Annotated in this window: 16 protein-coding genes; 1 reads left to right on the top strand and 15 read right to left on the bottom strand. The window is 60.6% G+C overall.

What is annotated here, in order from left to right; translation table 11 throughout:
* Window positions 1-59 precede the first annotated feature (59 nt).
* The 5 genes from BUE92_RS04685 to BUE92_RS04665 all read right to left on the bottom strand — a co-directional run bounded on the left by BUE92_RS04685 (window position 60) and on the right by BUE92_RS04665 (window position 5625).
* Window positions 60-239, bottom strand: coding sequence for a hypothetical protein (locus tag BUE92_RS04685; protein WP_073522180.1), 180 nt, complete (start codon window positions 237-239; stop codon window positions 60-62).
* A 155-nt stretch (window positions 240-394) separates the two neighbouring features.
* Window positions 395-1567, bottom strand: coding sequence for a lactonase family protein (locus BUE92_RS04680; protein WP_073522179.1), 1173 nt, complete (start codon window positions 1565-1567; stop codon window positions 395-397).
* Window positions 1557-1844: a DUF5629 family protein gene (locus BUE92_RS04675; protein ID WP_073522178.1), complete on the bottom strand. Its 288-nt coding sequence runs from the start codon at window positions 1842-1844 to the stop codon at window positions 1557-1559. Before BUE92_RS04675 ends, BUE92_RS04680 begins: the two co-directional genes overlap by 11 nt.
* Window positions 1845-2193: 349 nt before the next feature.
* Window positions 2194-4569 (bottom strand): efflux RND transporter permease subunit, encoded by a 2376-nt coding sequence (locus tag BUE92_RS04670; RefSeq protein WP_073522177.1) that lies wholly within the window; start codon window positions 4567-4569, stop codon window positions 2194-2196.
* 18 nt (window positions 4570-4587) lie between these two features.
* Complete coding sequence (locus BUE92_RS04665) at window positions 4588-5625, bottom strand: WD40/YVTN/BNR-like repeat-containing protein (RefSeq protein WP_178380684.1); 1038 nt, start codon at window positions 5623-5625, stop codon at window positions 4588-4590.
* 330 nt (window positions 5626-5955) lie between these two features.
* On the opposite strand from BUE92_RS04665, the gene BUE92_RS04660 reads away from it, so the two are divergent.
* Complete coding sequence (locus BUE92_RS04660) at window positions 5956-7071, top strand: Gfo/Idh/MocA family protein (RefSeq protein ID WP_073522175.1); 1116 nt, start codon at window positions 5956-5958, stop codon at window positions 7069-7071.
* 114 nt (window positions 7072-7185) lie between these two features.
* On the opposite strand, the gene BUE92_RS04655 is transcribed toward BUE92_RS04660, so the two are convergent.
* The 10 genes from BUE92_RS04655 to BUE92_RS04610 form a co-directional block, all read right to left on the bottom strand.
* Complete coding sequence (locus tag BUE92_RS04655) at window positions 7186-8889, bottom strand: AMP-binding protein (protein WP_073522174.1); 1704 nt, start codon at window positions 8887-8889, stop codon at window positions 7186-7188.
* Between the two features lie 31 nt (window positions 8890-8920).
* Entirely contained in the window at window positions 8921-10219 is a 1299-nt protein-coding gene (locus BUE92_RS04650) for an acetyl-CoA C-acetyltransferase (protein ID WP_073522173.1), read from the bottom strand.
* Window positions 10216-11106 (bottom strand): MaoC/PaaZ C-terminal domain-containing protein, encoded by an 891-nt coding sequence (locus BUE92_RS04645; protein WP_073522172.1) that lies wholly within the window; start codon window positions 11104-11106, stop codon window positions 10216-10218. Before BUE92_RS04645 ends, BUE92_RS04650 begins: the two co-directional genes overlap by 4 nt.
* Before the next feature lie 3 nt (window positions 11107-11109).
* Window positions 11110-12453: a 3-oxoacyl-ACP reductase gene (locus BUE92_RS04640; RefSeq protein WP_073522171.1), complete on the bottom strand. Its 1344-nt coding sequence runs from the start codon at window positions 12451-12453 to the stop codon at window positions 11110-11112.
* 228 nt (window positions 12454-12681) lie between these two features.
* Window positions 12682-15192: an acyl-CoA dehydrogenase gene (locus BUE92_RS04635; protein WP_073522170.1), complete on the bottom strand. Its 2511-nt coding sequence runs from the start codon at window positions 15190-15192 to the stop codon at window positions 12682-12684.
* 249 nt (window positions 15193-15441) lie between these two features.
* A complete protein-coding gene (locus BUE92_RS04630) occupies window positions 15442-16851 on the bottom strand; it encodes an outer membrane protein transport protein (protein ID WP_073522169.1) in 1410 nt (469 codons plus the stop codon).
* A 125-nt stretch (window positions 16852-16976) separates the two neighbouring features.
* On the bottom strand, window positions 16977-17480 hold the full coding sequence (gene praB / locus BUE92_RS04625; RefSeq protein ID WP_073522168.1) for an alkane oxidation protein activator PraB: 504 nt from the start codon (window positions 17478-17480) through the stop codon (window positions 16977-16979).
* A 135-nt stretch (window positions 17481-17615) separates the two neighbouring features.
* Entirely contained in the window at window positions 17616-18110 is a 495-nt protein-coding gene (praA, locus tag BUE92_RS04620; protein ID WP_014718292.1) for an alkane oxidation protein activator PraA, read from the bottom strand.
* Between the two features lie 126 nt (window positions 18111-18236).
* Window positions 18237-19517 (bottom strand): alkane 1-monooxygenase, encoded by a 1281-nt coding sequence (locus tag BUE92_RS04615; RefSeq protein ID WP_073522167.1) that lies wholly within the window; start codon window positions 19515-19517, stop codon window positions 18237-18239.
* Window positions 19518-19823: 306 nt separating this feature from the next.
* Window positions 19824-20822: an alpha/beta fold hydrolase gene (locus tag BUE92_RS04610; RefSeq protein WP_073522166.1), complete on the bottom strand. Its 999-nt coding sequence runs from the start codon at window positions 20820-20822 to the stop codon at window positions 19824-19826.
* Window positions 20823-20867: the final 45 nt, after the last annotated feature.

The raw sequence follows: 20867 nt of genomic DNA, 5'->3' as shown, positions 1-20867 counted from the left end.
AACTGAAGTACCGAGTTGATACCATCGCAGGCAAGCCAGCTCCCACAGTTGACCGCGGCTCAGTGCTGGCTCTTGTGATCCAGCGCGGCATAGAAATTGGCGCTCTGTTGCAGGTATTTCTGGGTGTAGGCCGTGACAGTGGATTTTTTGCCGGTGACTTCCACGCTAGCGGCGGCAGGCAGTGCCACAGTGGCGGAAACAGCAGAAGCGGCGATGATCGAGAAGAGATTGACGTTCATGGCGGTAACCCTTGTGTTCGTTTGTTGGGTGGCCTGGGAAGGCCTTGGAACTCAACTTACGCTCGAGGGTTGAACCTTAGAAATGCTTTGAAACAGTAGCCGTTATCACTGCGATTAATACAACGGCACAGGCCCCGCATTGCGGGGCCTGTGGCTTATTGACGCACCAGGAACTTGAGGTCACTGGGGGCATCGATCGACAATTTCTGCACGGTTTTACCCAGCAGGCCGGTCTTGGGGTCGCGTTCAACCACGACGATTTCATTGCTTTTCTGATTGGCGATCAGCAGGAACTTGCCGCTCGGGTCGAGGCTGAACTCACGCGGATGGTCGCCTTCGACAGAACGCCGCTGAATTTCCTTGAGGTGCGCGGTGGCCGGGTCGATGCTGAACACCAGCATCTGATTGGCCGTACCACGGTTGCTCACGTACAGGAATTTGCCGTCGTTTGAGGCATGCAACGCTGCACCGGCCTTGTCGGACACCGGTTGGCCGGCGGCATAGTCGAGCAACTGGGTTTGCGTCAGCTTGCCCTCGTTGTAGTCGAACACGGCGACCTGGGCGCTCATCTCAGTGGTCAGCCAGGCGTGTTTGCCGTCCGCGCTGAACAGCAAGTGACGCGGCCCGCTGCCCGGTGGCAACTGCACCGACGCCGGGTCGGCCGCTGTCAGTGGCAGCTCGTGATTGGCCTTGGGGTCGTAGCGGTAGGCAAACACCTTGTCCGCGCCCAGGTCCTGCACGAATACATACTTGCCGTCCGGCGACGACACCACCGAATGCACATGGTTGGACGCCTGGCGCTCCGGGTTCACACGGCTGGCCGGGTGCCCGCTCAATTGCACTGGCGCCGACAGCTTGCCGCTGGCATCCACCGGCAGAATCGCCAGGCTGCCACCCGGGTCTTCCACCACCGAATAGTTGGCGACGAACAGGTAACGCCCATCGGCGGCCACACTGGAATGGGTCGGCTCATTGCCCAGGCTCTGCACCTGGTTGATCAGGGTCAACTGGTGGTTCTGCGGGTCGATGCTGTAGCTGCTGACGCGGCCGACCGGGTCTTCCTGGCCCGGGCCGTTCTCATTGACCACGAACAGGTGCTTCTGGTCTTTGGAGATCGTCAGCCAGGAAGGGTTGGCGGTTTTCGCCGCCAGCACCGGCTTGCCGCTGAACTGCCCGGTGCTGCTGTCGAATTGCAGGCGGTAGATCCCTTCACTGGTGCCGGCCGTATAGCTGCCGACCAACAGTTCATGGATATCGGCCGGTGCGGCCTGCACCGACATCGCACCGACACTGCCTGCCATCAGCAGGGGCCAGAATTTACGCATCATCTGCTTCGTCCTCGTCGTTATTGTTGTCGCCCTGGATAGCGCTCAAGCAGACCAGACGGTGTTCACCGTCGTCGTTGATCAGCAACCAGCTTTGCAAGCTCTCGTCAAAGGTAGCCGCTTCCAATTGTTCTGGACTGAAGGTCCAACGCTTGAGTTCCCGGCCATCCATGATTTGGATCTGAAGCTGCTGATCAAGCTTGAAGTCAAAGGCGTGCAGCCCATTGATGATCAGCATATCGCTGGTGGCAAGGACGCAGGTCAGGGTGTCGGCAGTCATGGCAGTCAATCATTTTGGGGAAAGCCGCAATGATAGCCCAGGCTGTAACCTACAGGTTGAACAGCGCACCCATGTGAAAGCTTTGTGTGGGGGCCGGGCTTGCCCTAAATGTAGGAGCGAGCTTGCTCGCGAAAAACTTACAGGCGCCGCGTTCATTCAGCAAACACGCGTTATCGTTGACGTTTTTCGCGAGCAAGCTCGCTCCTACAGAAGGCGATGACCGCTTAACTGACTGGCATCAGGGCTTGCCCGCGATGCAGGCGCCGAGGTGTATCAGTGACACCGCGGTGATGCTATCGCAGGCCAGCCAGCTGCCACACAAGCCCGCTCCCGCCATTTGGGAGCAGGATCAGTGCGCGAACAACGAATTGCCCTTCTGCCCCGCCAGCTTCTCCGGCTTGATCAGGAACCGCGCCAGGGCCGGCAGCAGCCACAGTGCGCCAAACATGTTCCACAGCAACATGAACGTCAACATCAGGCCCATGTCGGCCTGGAACTTGATGGCCGAGAAGATCCAGGTACACACGCCGATGGCCAGGCACAGGCCGGTGAACAGCACGGCTTTACCGGTAGACTTGAGCGTCTGGTAATACGCCTCTTGCAACGGCAGGCCGGCGCGCAGGAAGCTTTCCAGGCGGCTGTAGATGTAGATGCCGTAGTCCACGCCAATCCCCACACCCAGGGCCACCACCGGCAAGGTCGCGACCTTGACGCCAATGCCCATGAACGCCATCAGTGCGTTGCCCAGTACCGAGGTCAACACCAGAGGCAGCACGATGCACAGGGTCGCAGCCCAAGAGCGGAAGGTGATCATGCACATGGTCGCTACACACAGGTACACCAGGATCAGGATGATCAGTTCCGACTCTTTGATCACCTCGTTGGTGGCCGCTTCGATCCCGGCATTACCAGCAGCGAGGATGAATTCCAGGCCGTCCTTGTTGTTTTCCTTGGCAAAGTCCTGCACCGCATGCACCGCGCGGTCGAGGGTTTCGGCCTTGTGGTCATTGAGGAACACCAGCACCGGCGCCAGGGAGCAATTGTTGTTGTACAAGCCATCGGCACGGGCGATGGAGTTGTTCAGCACATCCGGGTTGCGCGACAGGGTTTCCCATTTCAGGTTGCCCTCGTTCATGCCCTTGATCATTTGCTTGGACACGGTCACCAACGAGATCGCCGACTGCACGCCCTCGGTGTTCTGCATCTTCCACATCAACTGGTCGATGGGCGCCATGGCTTCATAGCGCGAGCAGCCTTCGGCCTTTGTCTTGACCATCACCACCAACACATCGGAACTGGTGGAGTAATTGCTGATGATGAAGTTGTTGTCCTTGTTGTAGCGCGAATCCGGGCGCAGTTCCGGTGCGCCTTGGTCCAGGTCGCCGATCTTCAGGTTCTGGCTGTACCAGAGGCCGCCACCAAAGGCGATCAAGGCCAGGAACACCGAAACCGGCGCGACTTTAGGGCTGGCGAATTTGGACAGCAGGCGCCAGAAGCTATGTTCGCGGTTCGCGTCTTTCTTGCTCTTGGCGATGGCACGCTTGCTGATGCCCACGTAGGAAATCGCGACCGGCAGCAGGATCAGGTTAGTGAACACGATCACCGCCACGCCGATGGACGCGCCGATAGCCAGTTCGCGGATCACACCGATGTCGATGATCAGCAGCGTGATGAAGCCCACTGCGTCGGCGAGGATCGCGATCATCCCCGGCAGGAACAGTTGCCGGAACGTGCGCCGCGCGGCGGTCAGCGCGTTGTCTGCCTCGCTGGATTGCAGGGCAATGCCGTTGATCTTCTGCACGCCATGGGAAATGCCGATGGCGAAGATCAGGAACGGCACCAGCATTGAATACGGGTCCAGTCCGAAACCGAAGAAGTGCATCAATCCCAGTTGCCAGACCACCGCTACCAATGTCGTGCTCAACACCGCAATGGTGCTGCGCAGGCAGTTGGTGAACCACAGCAGCAGAATCAGGGTGATGACGAACGCAACGCCGAAGAACAGCACCACCATCACCAGACCATCGATCAGGTCGCCGACCTTTTTGGCAAAGCCGACAATATGAATCTTGACGTTGGGGTTCTGGGTTTCGAACTTGTCGCGGATCTTGTCTTCCAGTTCATGGGAGAACTTGCGGTAGTCCAGGGCCAGCAACTTGCCCTGGTCCTGCGGGTCCGGGTAGGACTCCAACAGCGGGATATCAACGATGCTCGACTTGAAGTCATTGGCCACCAGACGCCCGACCTGGCCGGACTTGAGCACGTTATTGCGCAACTGGTCGAGGCTTTGCGGCGAGCCGTTGTAGCTCTGCGGGATCACCTCCCCGCCGGCAAACCCCTCTTCGGTCACTTCGGTCCAGCGCACGCTGGGGCTCCACAGGGACTTGAGTCCCGAGCGGTCCACCCCGGAGATGTAGAACACCTCGTCGTGGATCTGGCGCAGGGTCTCCATGTAGTCCTGGGTGAAGATGTCCCCGTCCTTGGCTTCCACCGAAATACGCACGGTGTTGCCCAGGTTGGCCAGGTCGTTGCGGTGCTCCATCATTTTTTCGATGAAGGGGTGCTTGAGCGGGATCATTTTTTCAAAGCTGGTGGACGGGCGAATCAAGGTCGCCTGCCAGAACAGGAAGAGGCTCACCAGCAGGCAGATGACGATCACCGCCGGGCGATTGTTGAAGATCAGACGCTCAAGAAAGGTCGCTTTATCGTTGTGATGACTGCTCATTGAATCCCCGCCTTCTTATTATTTTGAGAGCTCTGCGCCGGCCGACGTGGCAACCCGCACGCCACCCTGCCCCGCGAGGATCAAATTGCCATTGCCGGCCGCCGTGACCGCCGAGAGTGAAATACGGTCCGGGCGATTGAACACACTGAAGGTCTGGCCGTCGTCATGGCTGACCACTACGCTGCCGCCGTTGCCGACCACAACAATGGAACCGTCCTCCAGCAAGGTCGCCCCCGACAGGCCAAATTCCAGCGCACCACGCGCCGCGTTCAATTGGACCTGCTCCCAAGTGCTGCCGAAATCGGTGGAGCGGTAGAGGTTGCCGCGCAAACCATACGCCAGCAGGGTCTGCGCCTGTGCGGTGCTGATCACGCCAAACAGCGAACCCTCGTAGGGGCCCTCGAGTTTTTCCCAGGTCTGGCCGTCGTCGCTGGAGCGAAACATGCTGCCTTGCTCACCGACGATAAACAGGCCGGCGCCCTTGACGTGTGCAATGGCGTTGAGGTGGTACTGGTCTTCGTTGTCGAGGCGCTCGCTGACATCGTTCCAGGTTTTGCCGGCGTCGGTGGTCTCGATCAACGCACCGTAGGCGCCCACGGCCAGGCCGTGGTTAGCGTCGTTGAACCACACATCGAGCAACGGCGCTTCGCGTTTGAGGTCTTGATATTGCTGGGTCCACGTGGCGCCGCCATCGGTACAGGCAAGAATCTGCGCATCATGGCCGACGGCCCAACCGTGCTGATCATCAACGAAAAACACCGCCGTGAGCAGTTGCCGGGTGGGTACTTTGGCTTGGGCCCAGGTGTTGCCCTGGTCATCGGAATAAAGGATATGCCCCCGATCACCGACCGCCACCAGGCGCTTGCCCGCGTGAACCACGTCGATCATCAAGCCTTTGGCGGCCTTGGGGGATTCAATTGCAAAGACTGCGGCGGCGGAGGTATCGCTGGCGGCCAGAACCGGCAGCGACAATACGCTGCCCGCAAGCAGCGAGAGCGCTGTGGCCAGCAACGCAACCCTGCGTGCGGCGCGTGGGCGGCAAACAACCCAACCCATGACAGGCTCACTCATAGACCTTTCTCCCATTTATTATTGTTAGGTCGTCTTCTCTGCCAGGACCTTGAAACCTGCAATCTAGAGCGCCTGGAGGAAGCAGGAGCCATCCTATCGGGCTTTGGAATCGTCTGACAATCGGCGCTACGTTATCTTTTGTTAACTGGCGGCGTTTGGCCATGTGCTGAATATAGCTGCATCAGTTGAAATGATGGCCTCATTGCCGTCTGGCGCCGCCCGACAAAATGAATTTTTATTCCATCTATTGAATTTAGTGAATTTTTATTCCATTAATAGCCTTTCCTGAAAACAATAATCCAAAGGACCACGGCTATGCGTGAACTCGGAATCGGCTTGATCGGCACAGGCTTCATGGGCCGCGCCCACGCGCTGGCGTTCAATAACGCTCGGGCAGTATTTGAATTGCCGGTGCACCTCAAACTGGCCGCCCTGGCCGATGCCGACACCGAGCGCGCCCAACGTTGCGCCAGCAACTGGGGGTTTGCCCAAGCACATGGCGATTGGCAAGCGCTGGTCAACGACCCCAAGGTCGACGTCGTGGCCATCACCACCCCCAACCATTTGCATTACCCCATGGCCATGGCCGCGATTGCGGCGGGCAAAGCCGTGTATTGTGAAAAGCCCCTGGCCGTCAGCCTAGAACAAGCCGACGCCATGCGCCGCGCCGCCCATACCGCCGGGGTGGTGACACGGGTGGGCTACAACTATCAGCACAACCCGATGATCGTGCTGGCGCAGCAGATGATTGCCCAGGGCGAGCTGGGCCAGATCATCAGTTTTCAAGGTGAGTTCAGCGAAGACTTCATGGCCGACCCCGCCTCCCCTTGGTCGTGGCGCTGCGAAGTGGAGCATGCTGGCGGCGCCCTGGCTGACCTGGGCAGCCATTTGCTGTCGATGGCCCGCTACCTGGTGGGCGAGGTAACCCATGTCTGTGCCGATACCCAGACCGTGCACAGCCAGCGCCCTGCCACCGCCGGCAGCCCCACCTCAAAAGCCATTGCCGTGGATGACCAGGTGCATGCCCTGTTGCGTTTCGCCAACGGCGCCCGTGGCACGGTGAGCAGCAGTTGGCTCAAGCACGGCTACAAGAACCACCTGAGTTTCGAGATCAGCGGGACAAAAGGCACGCTGGCGTTTGACCAGGAACGCTTGAATGAACTGCGCCTGTACCGCATCGGCCAGGACGGCTTCCAGCGCCTGCTGGCAGGCCCAGCCCTGCCCGGCTATGCGGCATTCAGCCCGGCGGCGGGGCATCAGTTGGGTTACAACGAATTGAAGACATTGGAAGTGCACGAGTTGATCATGGCGCTGGCCGGCCAAGGGGCGCTGGGGACGGACTTTGAGGCCGCATGGGAGGTGGAGCGGTTGGCGACGGCGATTCGAGTGGCCGCCCTTGAGGAACGCTGGGTGAAAGTGGGCACGGTTTAAAAAGTGGGAGCGGGCTTGCTCGCGAATACGCTGTGTCAGTCGGCACCTTCAGTGCCTGAACCGCCGCTTTCGCGAGCAAGCCCGCTCCCACATTTGGTCATCTGAACCATTCAATCAGCGCAAGGCCCGACGCAGCACTTTGCCCACCGTGGTCTTGGGCAATTCCGTGGTGCGAAACTCCACATACTTGGGCAGCTTGTACCCCGTCAGGTACTCCCGGCAGTGCGCAAGAATCTGCTCCTGTGTCAGGGTCGGGTCCTTGCGCACGACGATGATCTTGACCTTCTCCCCGGTCACCGCATCTTCCACACCAATGGCCGCCACTTCGGCAACCCCAGGGTGCATGGCCACCACGTCCTCGATTTCATTGGGGTACACGTTGAAGCCCGAGACCAGGATCATGTCCTTCTTGCGGTCCACCAGGCGGATATACCCGCGGGCGTCCATCACGCCGATATCACCGGTAGACAGCCAGCCCTCGGCATCCAGCACCTCGGCGGTTTCCCTTGGGCGTTGCCAATAGCCCTGCATCACTTGCGGGCCGCGTACTTGCAACTCGCCCTGCTCGCCGATGTCCGCCAGTTCGCCGTCTTCGCGTACAAAGCGCACCCAGGTAGACGGCAACGGCACGCCAATGCTGCCGGTGAATTCCATCTCGCGCATGCGGGAAATATCAATGGGGCTGATGCTCACCACGGGCGAACATTCGGTCAGCCCGTAGCCTTCGATGATCGGCAGCCCGGTCACCTCCTTCCAGCGCTTGGCCACCGCGGTGTGGGTGGCCATGCCGCCAGCAATTACCAGGCGCAAATCGGAAAAGTCCCGTGCACAGAATTCCTTGTTCTCCAGCAACCCATTGAACAGCGTGTTCACCCCGGCAATGCCATTGAAACGTTCCTTGCGCAGGATCATCTGCACGCGCTTCACGTCCCGAGGGTTGGCGATGAGGATATTGCGCCCGCCCAGGCACATGAACATCAGGCAGTTCACCGTCAGTGAGAAGATGTGGTACAGCGGCAGCAAGGTCACGTTGGTTTCCTGCTTGTGCAGGTTTAACTGGTCACCGACCCAGGCCTTGGCTTGCAGCAGGTTGGCAATGATATTGCGATGGCTGAGCATCACGCCCTTGGCATCGCCGGTGGTGCCGCCGGTGTATTGCAAAAAGGCCAGTTCTTCGCGGCCCAGGCTGACCGGCAAAAGGTGCATGGCCCTGCCCTGTTTGAGCACCTGGTTGAAACGCAGCGAGCCGGGCAGCCTGAAGGCCGGTACCTGCTTCTGTACGCTGCGCAGGATGAAGTTCATCGCCGCGCCCTTGAAGGCGCCCAGCAAGTCGCCAATGGCCGCGACCACCACACGCTTGACGCTGCTGCCCACCATGGCTTTTTCCAGGGTATGCGCGAAATTTTCGAAGATCACCACGGTTTCGGCGCCACTGTCCTTGAGCAGGTGCTTGAGTTCATGGGCGGTGTACAACGGGTTGACGTTGACCACCACCGCCCCGGCCAGGATCGTGCCCAGCAGGCAGATCGGGTACTGCAAGCAGTTGGGCATCATCAGTGCCACCCGATCGCCCTTCTTCACACCCTGGCCCTGCAGCCAGGCGGCAAAGGCAATGCCCTGGGTACGCCAATCGGCATAGGTCATTTCCGTGCCGATGCTGACGTAGGCCACCCGTTCACGGAATTTTTCCAGGTGCTCCAGGAACACTTCGCGCAGCGACGGGTAGTCCTCGATCCCGGCGTCAATGTCCGCCGGCACGCCGGGCAGGTAAGTGTTCAACCAGATGCGTTCGGTGTGTTCCAGGCTGATAGCGTTCATCGCAGTGTCCTTATTGTTGTTTTTGATAGCGCTACTTTTCGACGATGGCGGTGATGCCCAACCCACCCGCCGCGCAGATCGAGATCAGGCCGCGACCGCCACCGCGTTCATGGATAGCCTTGGCCAGCGCCGCCAGTTGCCGGCCACCGGTGGCCGCAAAGGGATGGCCGCAGCCCAGTGAGCCGCCGTTGACGTTCATCTTGGCCCGGTCGATGGCGCCCAGGGGGGCGCTCAAGCCGAGTCGCTCGCGGCAATACTGCGGGTCTTCCCACGCCTTGAGCGTGCACAGCACCTGGGCGGCGAACGCTTCGTGGATCTCGAAGAAATCGAAGTCGGCAAAACTCAAGCCTTCACGCGCAAGCATGCGTGGCACGGCGTAAGCCGGCGCCATCAGCAGGCCCTCGGTGCCGTCGACAAAATTCACCGCAGCCGTTTCGCCGGTGCGCAAGTAGGCCAACACCGGCCAGCCATTGGCGGCGGCCCATTCTTCACTGGCCAGCAGCACCACCGAGGCGCCATCGGTCAGGGGCGTGGAGTTGCCGGCGGTGAGCGTGCCGTTCTGGCGGTCGAAGGCCGGCGACAAGCCTGCGAGCTTTTCCAGGCTGATATCGGCACGCAGGTTGTTGTCACGGGCCAAGCCGCGATGGGGGCTGATCAGGTCGTCGAAGAAGCCGCGTTTATAAGCCGCATCCAGGCGCTGGTGGCTGGTGAGGGTTAGCTCGTCCTGGGCCAGGCGCTTGATCTGCCAGCGCTTGGCCATTTCTTCGCAGTGCTCGCCCATGGACAGGCCGGTGCGCGGCTCGCCATTGCGCGGCAGCAACGGTTTGAACAGCATCGATGGGCGTACTTTCATCAAGGCCTTGAGCTTGTCGCCCAGGCTTTTGGCGCGATTGGCCGCAAGCAAGGTATGGCGCAAGGATTCGTTGATGCCAATGGGCGCGTCGGAGGTGGTGTCGGCACCACCGGCAACGCCCACTTCGATCTGGCCGAGGGCGATTTTATTCGCCACCAGCAGCGCAGCTTCCAGGCCGGTGCCACAGGCTTGTTGCACATCATAGGCAGGGGTTTGCGCAGACAACGTGGTGGACAACAGCGCCTCGCGGGCCAGGTTGAAATCCCGCGAGTGCTTGATCACCGCTCCGGCGGCAAACTCACCCAGGCGTTGGCCGTGCAGGTTGTAGCGCTCCACCAATCCTTGCAGGGCGGCGACCAGCAGGTCCTGGTTACTGTCGTGGGCATACACCGTGTTGGAGCGCGCAAATGGAATACGGTTGCCGCCGATAATCGCCACGCGGCGGGTCGGGGCTGGGGTAAAACTGTAGTCACTCATTGCTGGCTCTCTTTCCAAATGAATAGCCCGCGCATATGGGGCTTGTCCCCGGCGAAATTGCGCACTTCGAACTCGCGCCGTGGCCCGCTCGCCGGGTGGCGCCACAGGGCGACCTGGCCGGGCAGGAAGATCGGCAATTTGAAGTCGCAATGGGCCTCGGCCTCGTCCAGGCCACCGGGCGGCTGTTGCGCTGCCAATGCGCGGCCCAGGGTCCACATGCCATGGGCGATGGCGCGACGAAAGCCGAAGAGCCTGGCACCGATGACCGAGGTGTGAATGGGATTGAAATCCCCCGAGACCTTGGCAAAGCGTCGCCCCAGGTCGGCGGGCAGTACCCAGCGCTGGGTGCGTAACAGGCCGTCTTCCTGCAACGGCAAAGGGTCATTCCAGGGCTCACCCACCGGATTGCTGACGCCACGGCGCAAATACAGGCTGTCGCTCTCCCACACCAGGGTTTCCTGGCTGTAGGCACGGGTGGCGATGCTCAACGCCTGCCCCTTCGGATGGGCCACCCAGCGCTCGCAATACACCTCCAGGCGCAACGCCTGGCCCTCGTGCAAGCGCTGGTGCTGACGAATGCGATTGGCCAGGTGCACCATGCCACTGGCCGGGTACGGGAAGCTTGGCCGGGTCAGCAGCATGAGGTGCAGGGGGAACGCCAGCACATGGGGATAGGACAGTGGCACGCCCTGCTCGCGACGAAAGCCACACGCCCGTGCGTAAGCGGCGATACCGGCCGGCGAAAACTCCACCGCACTGCGCACCAGGCGCGCAGTGGGCAATGGTGGCGCACCGTCGAGCTTGGGTTTGCGCAAGGCGCGCAGGCCGTCGAGCACCAACTGCGTGCGCGACGGCGGTGGGTCGATAATCTGCGTCACGTAGTTCATCGGTCAGGCTCCCAACAGGCTTTGGCCGCACACCCGCACCACTTGGCCATTGACGCCGCCCGACGCCGGATGCGCCAGCCAGGCAATGGTCTCGGCCACGTCGATGGGTTGCCCGCCCTGGGACAACGAATTCATGCGCCGCCCCGCTTCGCGGATCATCAGCGGGATCTTCGCGGTCATCTGGGTTTCGATAAAACCAGGCGCCACCGCATTCACCGTGACCTGCCGGGCTGCCGCACGCGGTGCCAGGCCCTGTACCAGGCCAATCACACCGGCCTTGGACGTGGCGTAGTTGCTCTGCCCCAGATTGCCGGCGATACCGGAAATCGACGACACGCACACAATGCGCCCGCCGGGGTTCAAACCCTGACTGTCGAGCAAGGCCTCACTGAGCTGCCACGGCGCTTCGAGATTGACCGCCAGGACACTGCGCCAGGCGGCCTCGGTCATTTTGGCGATGGTCTTGTCGCGGGTGATCCCGGCGTTGTGCACCACCACATCAAAGGCGCCGTATTGGCTGACGTGGGTTTGCAACAGCGCGATGGTATCGGCGGCGGTGATATCCAGCGGCAATGCCGAACCGCCCACGCTGGTCGCCGCCTGCTGCAAGGCTTCCTGGGCCTGGGGCACGTCCACACACACCACATGGGCACCGTCGCGCGCCAGCACCTGGGCGATCGCCAGGCCGATGCCACGGGAGGCGCCGGTGACCAGGGCACGCCGGCCGGCAAAGGGTTTATCCCAGTTGATGGCGGCATGACCATCGACCGGCTTTTCCAGGCGCACCACCTGCCCCGAGACATAGGCGGAACGGCGTGACAGAAAGAACCCCAGGCTGCTGTCCAGCGCGTCTTCCGCGCCCGGCGCCACGTACAGCAGTTGCACGGTGATCGCGCGGCGCAGTTCCTTGGCCAGCGACCGCACCAAGCCTTCAAGGGCGCGTTGGGCGATGGCCTGGGGCAAGTCGTCGCAATGCTCGGGTGCCGTGCCGAGTACCACCACCCGGCCATGCTGGCCGAGGCGCTTGGCATTGCTGTGAAAGAACAGGTAGAGCTCATCCAACTGTTGCAGGCCGGTCACGCCGCTGGCGTCGAACACCGCGCCTTGCACCTTGACCGTGGACGGTGCCTTGAGCGTCGCCGGGGTCGCGGCGACGGTGTCGGTGGCGCTGAACACGCGCTGCACCGAGGCCACCAGGCGCCCTGCCCCGGCGATGATCACAGGATTAGCCAGGCCGGCCTGGCCGCTGCGATGCCTTTGCAGGGGCAAGGGTTGCGGCAAGCCGACGGCCTGGGCCAGGCGCCGGCCCCAGGGAGAATTGACGAACGAAAGGTAGCTGTCACTCATAGTGGGTTCCACTCACAACACAGTTCTTGCCTGGTAAACCCGATCAAATGCGGGGAACTGGATTGCCCTCTGTAGGAGCGAGCTTGCTCGCGAAAAACGTCAACGATAACGCGGGCTTCCTGAATGAACGCGGCGCCTGTGAGTTCTTCGCGAGCAAGCTCGCTCCTACAAAAAGCCTTCTGCCTGGCATTTAAGGCAAGCCAGTTCCCACCTGTGGACCGGGTTCTCTTAGTTGACCGGGACGCTGCGCCGTTTGGCCACCGGCTCGAGTGCCTGCTTACGCTGCTGCAGAGCCTCCAGCAAACCAAAGTCCTGGGGGAAGTCATCCACCTGGATACCGTGGTCGGCGTATTCCACATAGCGCGCCAGCAAGGCGTCTTCGTCGTCGCTGATCAAATCCAGCGCCCGCGCTTTCACGCGCCAGTCGGTGAAGGCCGTGGCAGAAATCGGCAGCGGGCCGAGCAGACCTTGCTTGATGGCGGGCTTGAGCCGCGCCTCGATCAGCTCCACTTGGGGCAGCAAACGGAAACCCAATTCGCCGTAGGCCAGCTTGTCGACTTCCGGACGGGGGATGTAGGAGTTGGCCAGCAAACGGTCGCGGGTCTCGCCAGGGGTCTGCACCACCTCCGCCACCTGCGCCAACAGGCGGTCCGACGGTTTGCGCAGCGGGATGCCAAACGGAAAGCTCAAGGTGCGCACCACTGCTGCTGCGGGTTTTGAAGGGTAGTTGTCGAGCACTTCGGCCAAGGCTTCATGGGCGCGCAACAAGGCGTCCTGGGCCGCCCAGTGCACCAGCGGCAAGTCCGCCTGGGGCCTGCCGTCATCCTCGAAGCGCTTGAGCACGCAAGACAGGATGTACAGCTGCGACAGCATATCCCCCAGGCGCCCGGTGATACTTTCCTTGCGCTTGAGGGCACCGCCCAACACGCCCATGGAAATATCCGAGATCAGCGCCAGCACCACCGACAGTCGATTGGCCTGGCGGTAGTAGGCAGCCAGCGCCGGGTCGGTCTTGGCCGGCGCCGAAATCAGGCGTCCGCCGGTCAGGGCATGCACCGCTGCGCGTACGGTGTTGGCCACGACAAAACTCACATGGCCGAACATCGCGCTGTCGAAGTCTTCCAGGGCCTTGCGTCGGTCAGGGTTGTGCGCCGCTTCCATTTCGCGGAACACGTAGGGATGGCAACGAATCAAGCCCTGGCCAAAGATGATCAGGCAGCGGGTCATGATGTTCGCGCCCTCCACCGTGATGGCGATGGGACTTTGCTGGTAGGCACGGGCGAGGAAGTTATTGGGGCCCATGCAGATGCCTTTGCCGGCGACGATGTCCATGCCGTCGTTGACGATGATGCGCGCCCGCTCTGTGACGTGGTACTTGGCGATGGCCGAGATCACCGACGGTTTCTCGCCAGCGTCCAGGGACGCCACCGACACCTTGCGCACCGCATCACAGGCATACAGATGCCCGGCCATACGCGCCAGGGGCGCCTGTACGCCTTCGAACTTGCCGATGGGCAGGCCGAATTGCTTGCGCATCGCCGCATAGGCTGTGGTACCGCGCACCGCCACTTTACCCAGGCCGACGTTGGCCGAAGGCAGGGAAATCGCCCGACCTGCGGCCAGGCATTCCATCAACATGCGCCAGCCGTTGCCGATTTGTTCGCGGCCACCGATGACCCACTCCAAGGGAATGAACACATCCTTGCCAGTGGTAGGACCGTTCTGGAATACCGCATTCAACGGCCAGTGACGCCGGCCGCTGTTTACCCCTGGATGGGAGGTGGGGATCAACGCACAGGTAATGCCCAGGGAACCCGGTGCGCCAAGCAAACCCTGCGGGTCTTCGGCGCGGAACGCCAGGCCCAGCACCGTGGCAATCGGGCCGAGAGTGATATAGCGCTTGTCCCAGGTCACTTTGAAACCCAGTACTTCCTCGCCCTCATGCATGCCCTTGCAGACAATGCCCAGGTCGGGGATCGCGCCTGCATCCGAGCCGGCATACGGGCTGGTCAGGGCGAAACACGGAATGTCCTCGCCCCGTGCCAGGCGCGGCAGGTAGTAGTTGCGCTGAGCGTCGGTGCCGTAATGCAGCAGCAGCTCGGCCGGGCCCAGGGAGTTGGGGACCATCACCGAAATGGCTGCCGCCGAGCAGCGTGTCGACAGCTTCATCACCACTTGGGAATGGGCGTAGTGGGAGAAGCCTTTGCCGCCGTACTGCCTGGGAATGATCATGCCGAGGAACCCGGCATCCTTGGTGTACTGCCAGCCCTCGGGGGACATGTCCTGCCAGACCTGCGTGGTTTCCCAGTCGTTGGCGATGTCACACAGGGTTTCGACTTCGTTGTCGAGGAAGGCTTGCTCCTCCGCGCTCAGGCTGGCCGGCGCGGCTTGCAGCAGACGCTGCCAGTCGGGCTTGCCGCTGAACAGCTCGGCATCCCACCACACGGTGCCGGACTCGATGGCCGCACGCTCGGTATCGGACATCGCCGGCATGATCGTGCGAAACAGGCCCAGAGCCTTGGTGGTCAACAGTTTGCGGCGCAGGGGTTTGATCGCCAGCACCAAGGCGGGCAGCACCACCAGCACCGCCGCCAGGATAACGCCCGGCACGGCCACCGCGTTGAACAGATAACCCGCCGCCAACCAGACCAGGCCAGCGCCCAGCCACAAGGTGGCGGCGGCTTGTCGATACGCCAGGGCAATCGCGGCGGCGAGACCCACCAATAACCAGATAAGCATGGGGATACCTCTACTTGATTCAGGGCGTGGCAAACGCGTCGGCAGCTCGAAATGAACTGCGGCTAAAAACCACACTACAAACTTCAAAGCGCAAATTCAAATTTTGTTTTGAAATTTTTATTTAATGTTCAGACGAAAAAAATAGCGGCTGAACTGGCCCGCCTCAGTCGTCATGAGTGGATAGGATCAATCAGGGTCGCCTATGCGACCCCGTTTCCAGCCTTCAACCCTTCTTGCGCTCGCACTGGATCAGAACGCGTAAGTCGCTGAAAGACTGACAACTTCGCCTTTGGCATCGGCTTTTCCATCGAGCGTGGCCCCACCCAGGCGATCCTGGTTGTGGGTTCTGAGCTTGGCTTTCTCAACGAATTGCCGCGAGTAGGCACCGTCGATACTCAAACCTGGAATAGCGCGAATGTTGTAGCCAAATCCCAGGGAGGCGAAAATCCGGTCACCGTCTGGGATACGTGGGTCACGGGTGGAATTGCGCGTGGGCGTCTGGTCGGTTGCGACACCAGCACGGAAGGTAAAGTCGTCGGTGAATTTGTAGTCACCGCCGAGCGACACCATCCAGGCGTCCTTGTAGTTATAGGGAATCGACACGATCTGCGTCCCCTCTGACTTCAATGTCAACGCCTTGAACGAGGACCATTGGGTCCAGGTGACGCTGGCGCCCAGCGTGAGGCGATCGTTGAACTGGTGGACCCAGTCGATGGAAGCGTTGGCTGGCACATCCAGTTGCGTTGACGCCTTGGCACCATTGACGTTGAGGTCCAGACCCGGGTATGCCAGGGCTGGCAGGCCACCTTCGATAAGTGACTTGTTCGCCTCGTCAGCATAAATGCTGTACTTGCCTTCCAGTTTGTTCTTGATCTTCGCGTGATAATTCAAGCCCAGGGTATCGAATTCGGTGGGTTTCCAGACCACGCCCGCAAACCAGCCGACCGAAGTGTTATCCACCTTGACCCGCATCAGCGATGAGCCCACACCGGAGGGGAACGGTATGCCGATTTCAGGTGACAACGCCGCTGCGGAGTACAAGTCCAGATTCTGGCTTACAAAGCCTTTGGTGTGCTGGACAATCGCGCCGGCCCCCACCGAAAACTCATCATTGACCTTGAACGACAAGGAGCCTGTAACCCCTACCGTTTCAATGCGCGTATCGACGGCGAAGTCGCGACCGATCCAGTCGTCATCCCAGGTCGTGCGCGCGCCCATTGGCACCACTTGACTGAGCCCGAACGCAAAACGGTCGTTGATCGGTATCACCATGAAGCCGGTGGGTAGCCAAGCGGTAAAGCCGCCTTGCCCGCCATCACCGGTGCGCGGCGTAGAGCTTAAATCCGTTGGGTCGACGGCCACAGGCGCGTTGCCTGCGTAATCCTTCGCCGTCCCCTTGTATTTGACATTGATACGAGCGTAATCGACGGTAAATTGGGAGATCGTGCGATCAATGAACGCCATGCCGGCCGGGTTGTTGTAAGCCGCGGAAGGATCATTCTGGAACAGTGAGCCACCGCCGAAGGCACGCCCCCATCCTGGAGCACCAAAGGTCGGCGTCGAAAAACCGCCGGCGTGTGCGTGTCCCGTTGCCGTGATCAGGCCGCCGAGAATCGCCAGGCTCAATAACGTGCGTGCCTGCTGTTTCTTATTATTCATGCTCCACTCCTTATTGTTTTTATCCTCCAGGATCGGTTTTCCCGACCTGGGTTCCCGCAGCCAGTGCCTCTTGCGAGGCACTGGTGTTTTCAACGTGTGATCATCACGTCAACCCTTCACGTCACTTACGGAGTGACAGTAAAAGCCGGGCTTGGGGTAGCGGTCAGAGCGGTAATTTTGCAGGAGCCAACCGTTTGGGCGCTGGGTACGGTCAGGGTATTGGTGGAGTTTTTGAAGCCGACATTGATGGTCACTGGCGAAGCTGAGCAGTTGTTGAGAATCTTGAAGTTCACACCTGAAACCGTACCGTTGAAGGCATCAGGACCGCCACTTGCCACGTTCAATGTCCATGGCAGGCCCAGCAACTGAGGGACACCACAGAGCGCGTTGGAACCGCTGACCTGCGCGCCGGTAATCGAGGCACTCGCCCCGTTGGCGGCGACCGAGCCGGTAAATACGATGTTGCACGTCACCGGCAGGTTCAACGAAGCGGGCGACGTTACCGTGATGGACCCCGCAGTGGTGAATCCCTGACCGGCAGGCGCAATAGTTGCCGCATTGGCCATTGAAGCCGCGCCAAAGCACAGAGCAAACGAAGTTGCACAAACGAGGGTTTTCAAGCTTTTCATTGTTTTTCCTCACATGTTATGGCGATTCATTTTCGCCAGGGGTAATGGCCATGATCGAGAGGTCACGGTGAAACTGCAGAACTTCCCTTTCCAGCCAAATTTCAATGCATTTACCGCTATATCCGTCGGAACGCGTTATTCGACAACTTTGAAGTTGGGCGGCATCTTGATCGACACCGTCTTGATCTTGCAGTCTTCGCCAATCGCAACATCGGCGGCTTCCAACTTGCCGGTGGCGTTATCCCAAGTTCCGTCGGCCGTCGACGGCCCACACTTGCCGCCCAGGCCAAAGGCATGCACGTCCACGCTGATCTTCGACATGGAGCCGCTTTTTGTATCTTTGGCGATTAATACCCAGGGCAAGTTGATGGCTTCGACACGGCTGCACTTGAGGCCACCGTCGAACTCGACTTTGTCGACATTCACCGATGAACCGTCGGCTGCAACCTTGCCAGCCACCTTGATAGTGCAGTCGGCACTGATGAGCTTGCCTTTGGAAAAGCTGATAGGCCCTTGGGCAGTGAAGGCACTGCCAGCGGGTTCGATACGCGCAGCCTGGGCCTGGTGGTAAGCAATCAGGCCCATGGCCGCCAACAGGATATGGGCGGTGAACTTGGCAGAACTTTGCATGGTGTACGTCCTTCCCTTGAAATTATTGTTGTAGGGTCAAACCAGGTTCTTGCATTTCATTACCGGGGGCGATCAGAACCTGCGCGATACACAGATCCCGAGTACGCCCTTACCGCTTGATACGTATCAAAATGGCTTGGCAGTGCCGCTGTACTTCTCCAGGTACTTCAAGCGCTTTGACGGCTGAAGATTGGTCAGGTTGATATCGCCGGCATAATGATTCAGTACCCGATGGTCCATGCGACGCCGCCACAAGTACGGCACATACGCCCAGACAATCATGCTGGCGTAGCCATACGGAAGTTGCGGTGATTCATCAAAGTGACGCAGCGACTGATAACTACGCGTGGGGTTGGCATGGTGATCGGAGTGGCGCTGCAACTGGAACAGAAAGATATTGGTGACAATTCGATTACTGTTCCACGAGTGACGCGGTGAGCAGCGTTCATAACGGCCATTGGGCAACTTCTGACGCTTGAGGCCGTAATGTTCGACGTAGTTCACCACTTCCAGCAACGAGAACCCGTAGATGCCCTGGATAATCAGGAACGGAATTACCGCCGCCCCCAGCCAGGCAATCATCGCGCCCCACAACACCACGCTGTACATCCAGGCGCTGAGTACGGCGTTCTTCCAGTGCAGGGTCGGCAGGCCGAGTTTGCGCAGGCGTTCGCGCTCCAGGTTCCAGGCCGACACAGCGCTGAACCACACCGAACGCGGCAGGAATGCCCAGAAACTTTCACCGAGGCGCGAGCTGGCGGGGTCTTCCGGGGTGGCGACCCGTACGTGATGGCCACGGTTGTGTTCGGTGTAAAAGTGGCCGTAGAAGGTCGGCGCCAGGGTGACCTTGGCCAGGAACACTTCCAGGGGTTTGGGCTTGTGCCCCAGTTCATGGGCGGTATTGATGGCAATGCCAGTGGCGGCACCGGTGGACATGGCCATGCCCACATACGTCAACCCACTGATCTCACCGTGCAACTGCGTGCGGTCGGTGATGAACGCGGCGGTCTTGGTCAGCCAATTCGAGGGTTCCAGGGTGGCCGTGGCGTGCAACAGGCCGCCGTTGAGGATCCAGTCGATACCGCCAGCAGCGAGCCAACCGGTGATGACCACCGAGGAAATCACAAACAGCACGCCGGTGTAGACGATCCAGCGGTAGTAGCGTTGGGATTCAAGGTGGCTGACCGCAGATTCGGGCGGGTTGCTGACGTCTTCGCCGAGCAGGCCGTCAATCAGCGGGATCAAGCCGAAGATCACCAGTACGCCCACCCACCACAGTTGTTGCACACCTGTGGTGATGGCAAGGGCGCCCGAGAGCAAGGGCGTCGCCAGCGGCATGATGCCCAGCCACCACAGGTGGCGTTTGCCGTCGGCCCAGACATGCGGGGCTGCCAGAGTCTGGTTCATGGCAGCCTCCGAACGCATTCGGTGGGCAACGAGGCAGACGACAGGTATACGGAGCGCTGACTGCTCCGAGAAATCAACCATGCGATAAAAGGCGTTTTTTTCATTATTTTATTCGCTCTTAGGCATTTCAAAAATAATTTCAAATTACACATTGAAATAATTTTTTTAAATAAATAGCGCGGAATCGTTAGGTCGTCAACTAGTTTCTCCAGCCCTTTTTACCGTGACCGAGCAGTCTCTTTTCAGCCGCCTGGTCAGGTGCTCAGAGGCAGGCGTCAACGCCAGCGCCGCAGTCAGGTGGCATTGTTACTGGCTCGCCAGGGCGACGGGTGGGTTTAGTGGCCGGACGTTCTCGCCGGGGCGAGCCCGCTTGGCCACCTGCTCCACCAGCGCCGCCACGCGCTCGGTGGCGGTGATCGGCAACATATGCCCCCGGCCTTCGATCACCTGCATTTTCAGCCCTGGCACCTTGCTGGCAAGGGCCTGGCCGTGTTTCTGGAAGTCGAGCACCTTGTCCTGCGCGCCGTAGATCAGGCCGATGGGCAGGGTCAGTCGGGGGTAGCGCTTGACCATCTCCGGCAAGTGGTCGTTGACCCGGTTGATCTCGGTGGACGCGGCGTAGAAATTGTCGGGTCGCATGCCCAGCAAACCGCCGCCACGGGTGGCGAAGTCCGGTGGCGCAGGGTCGGGGGCAAATACGCCCTTCACCACCGAGTCTCTGGTCAGCAGGCCGATGGGCAGGGTCAAGGTGTGGGCCACCCAGCGCCGCAGCCAGGCCGGGCGCACGGCCAGAGACAGGAACACCAGCGGCAGCATGCGTTGGGGGTGAGTCAAGGGCGCAACCAGCACCAGCCCGGATACGGCATGGGGATGGTCGAGGGCCAGCGCCAGGGCAATCGCGCCGCCCAGGGAGTGCCCCAGTACCAGCGGTTTGTCCAGATCCAGCGTCTTGATGAAAGCCGCGATTTGTCGCGCCTGGGCCGGCAAGTCTGCCGGCGTGCCGCTGTGCCGGGTGGAATAGCCTGAGCCCGGCCGGTCGAGGCTGATGACCCGAAAATGCTCACGCAACTGGCCGGACAAGGCATAGGTCAGGTTGCGACTACTGCCCATCAGCCCGTGGATCATCACCAGCGGCGGGCCCTTGCCCTCTTCGACATAATGAAAGCGCTCGCCGTCCACCTCGACGAAACGCCCGTTGATCGGCACGGTCGCTTCAATGCGCCGCGTCATCCAGGCACTCAAGCCCCACAACGCAGCACTGGCGCCCGCCAGCACACCTGCAGCGACAACCCACTCCACAGCCATAGCTCGGTCCTCTGCTTCCCTGCTGCTGGCGACCCGACCGGAATT

It is taken from the genome of Pseudomonas fluorescens (assembly GCF_001902145.1).
Lineage (GTDB): Bacteria > Pseudomonadota > Gammaproteobacteria > Pseudomonadales > Pseudomonadaceae > Aquipseudomonas > Aquipseudomonas fluorescens_BV.
This window is presented reverse-complemented; position numbering and strand designations above follow the sequence as displayed.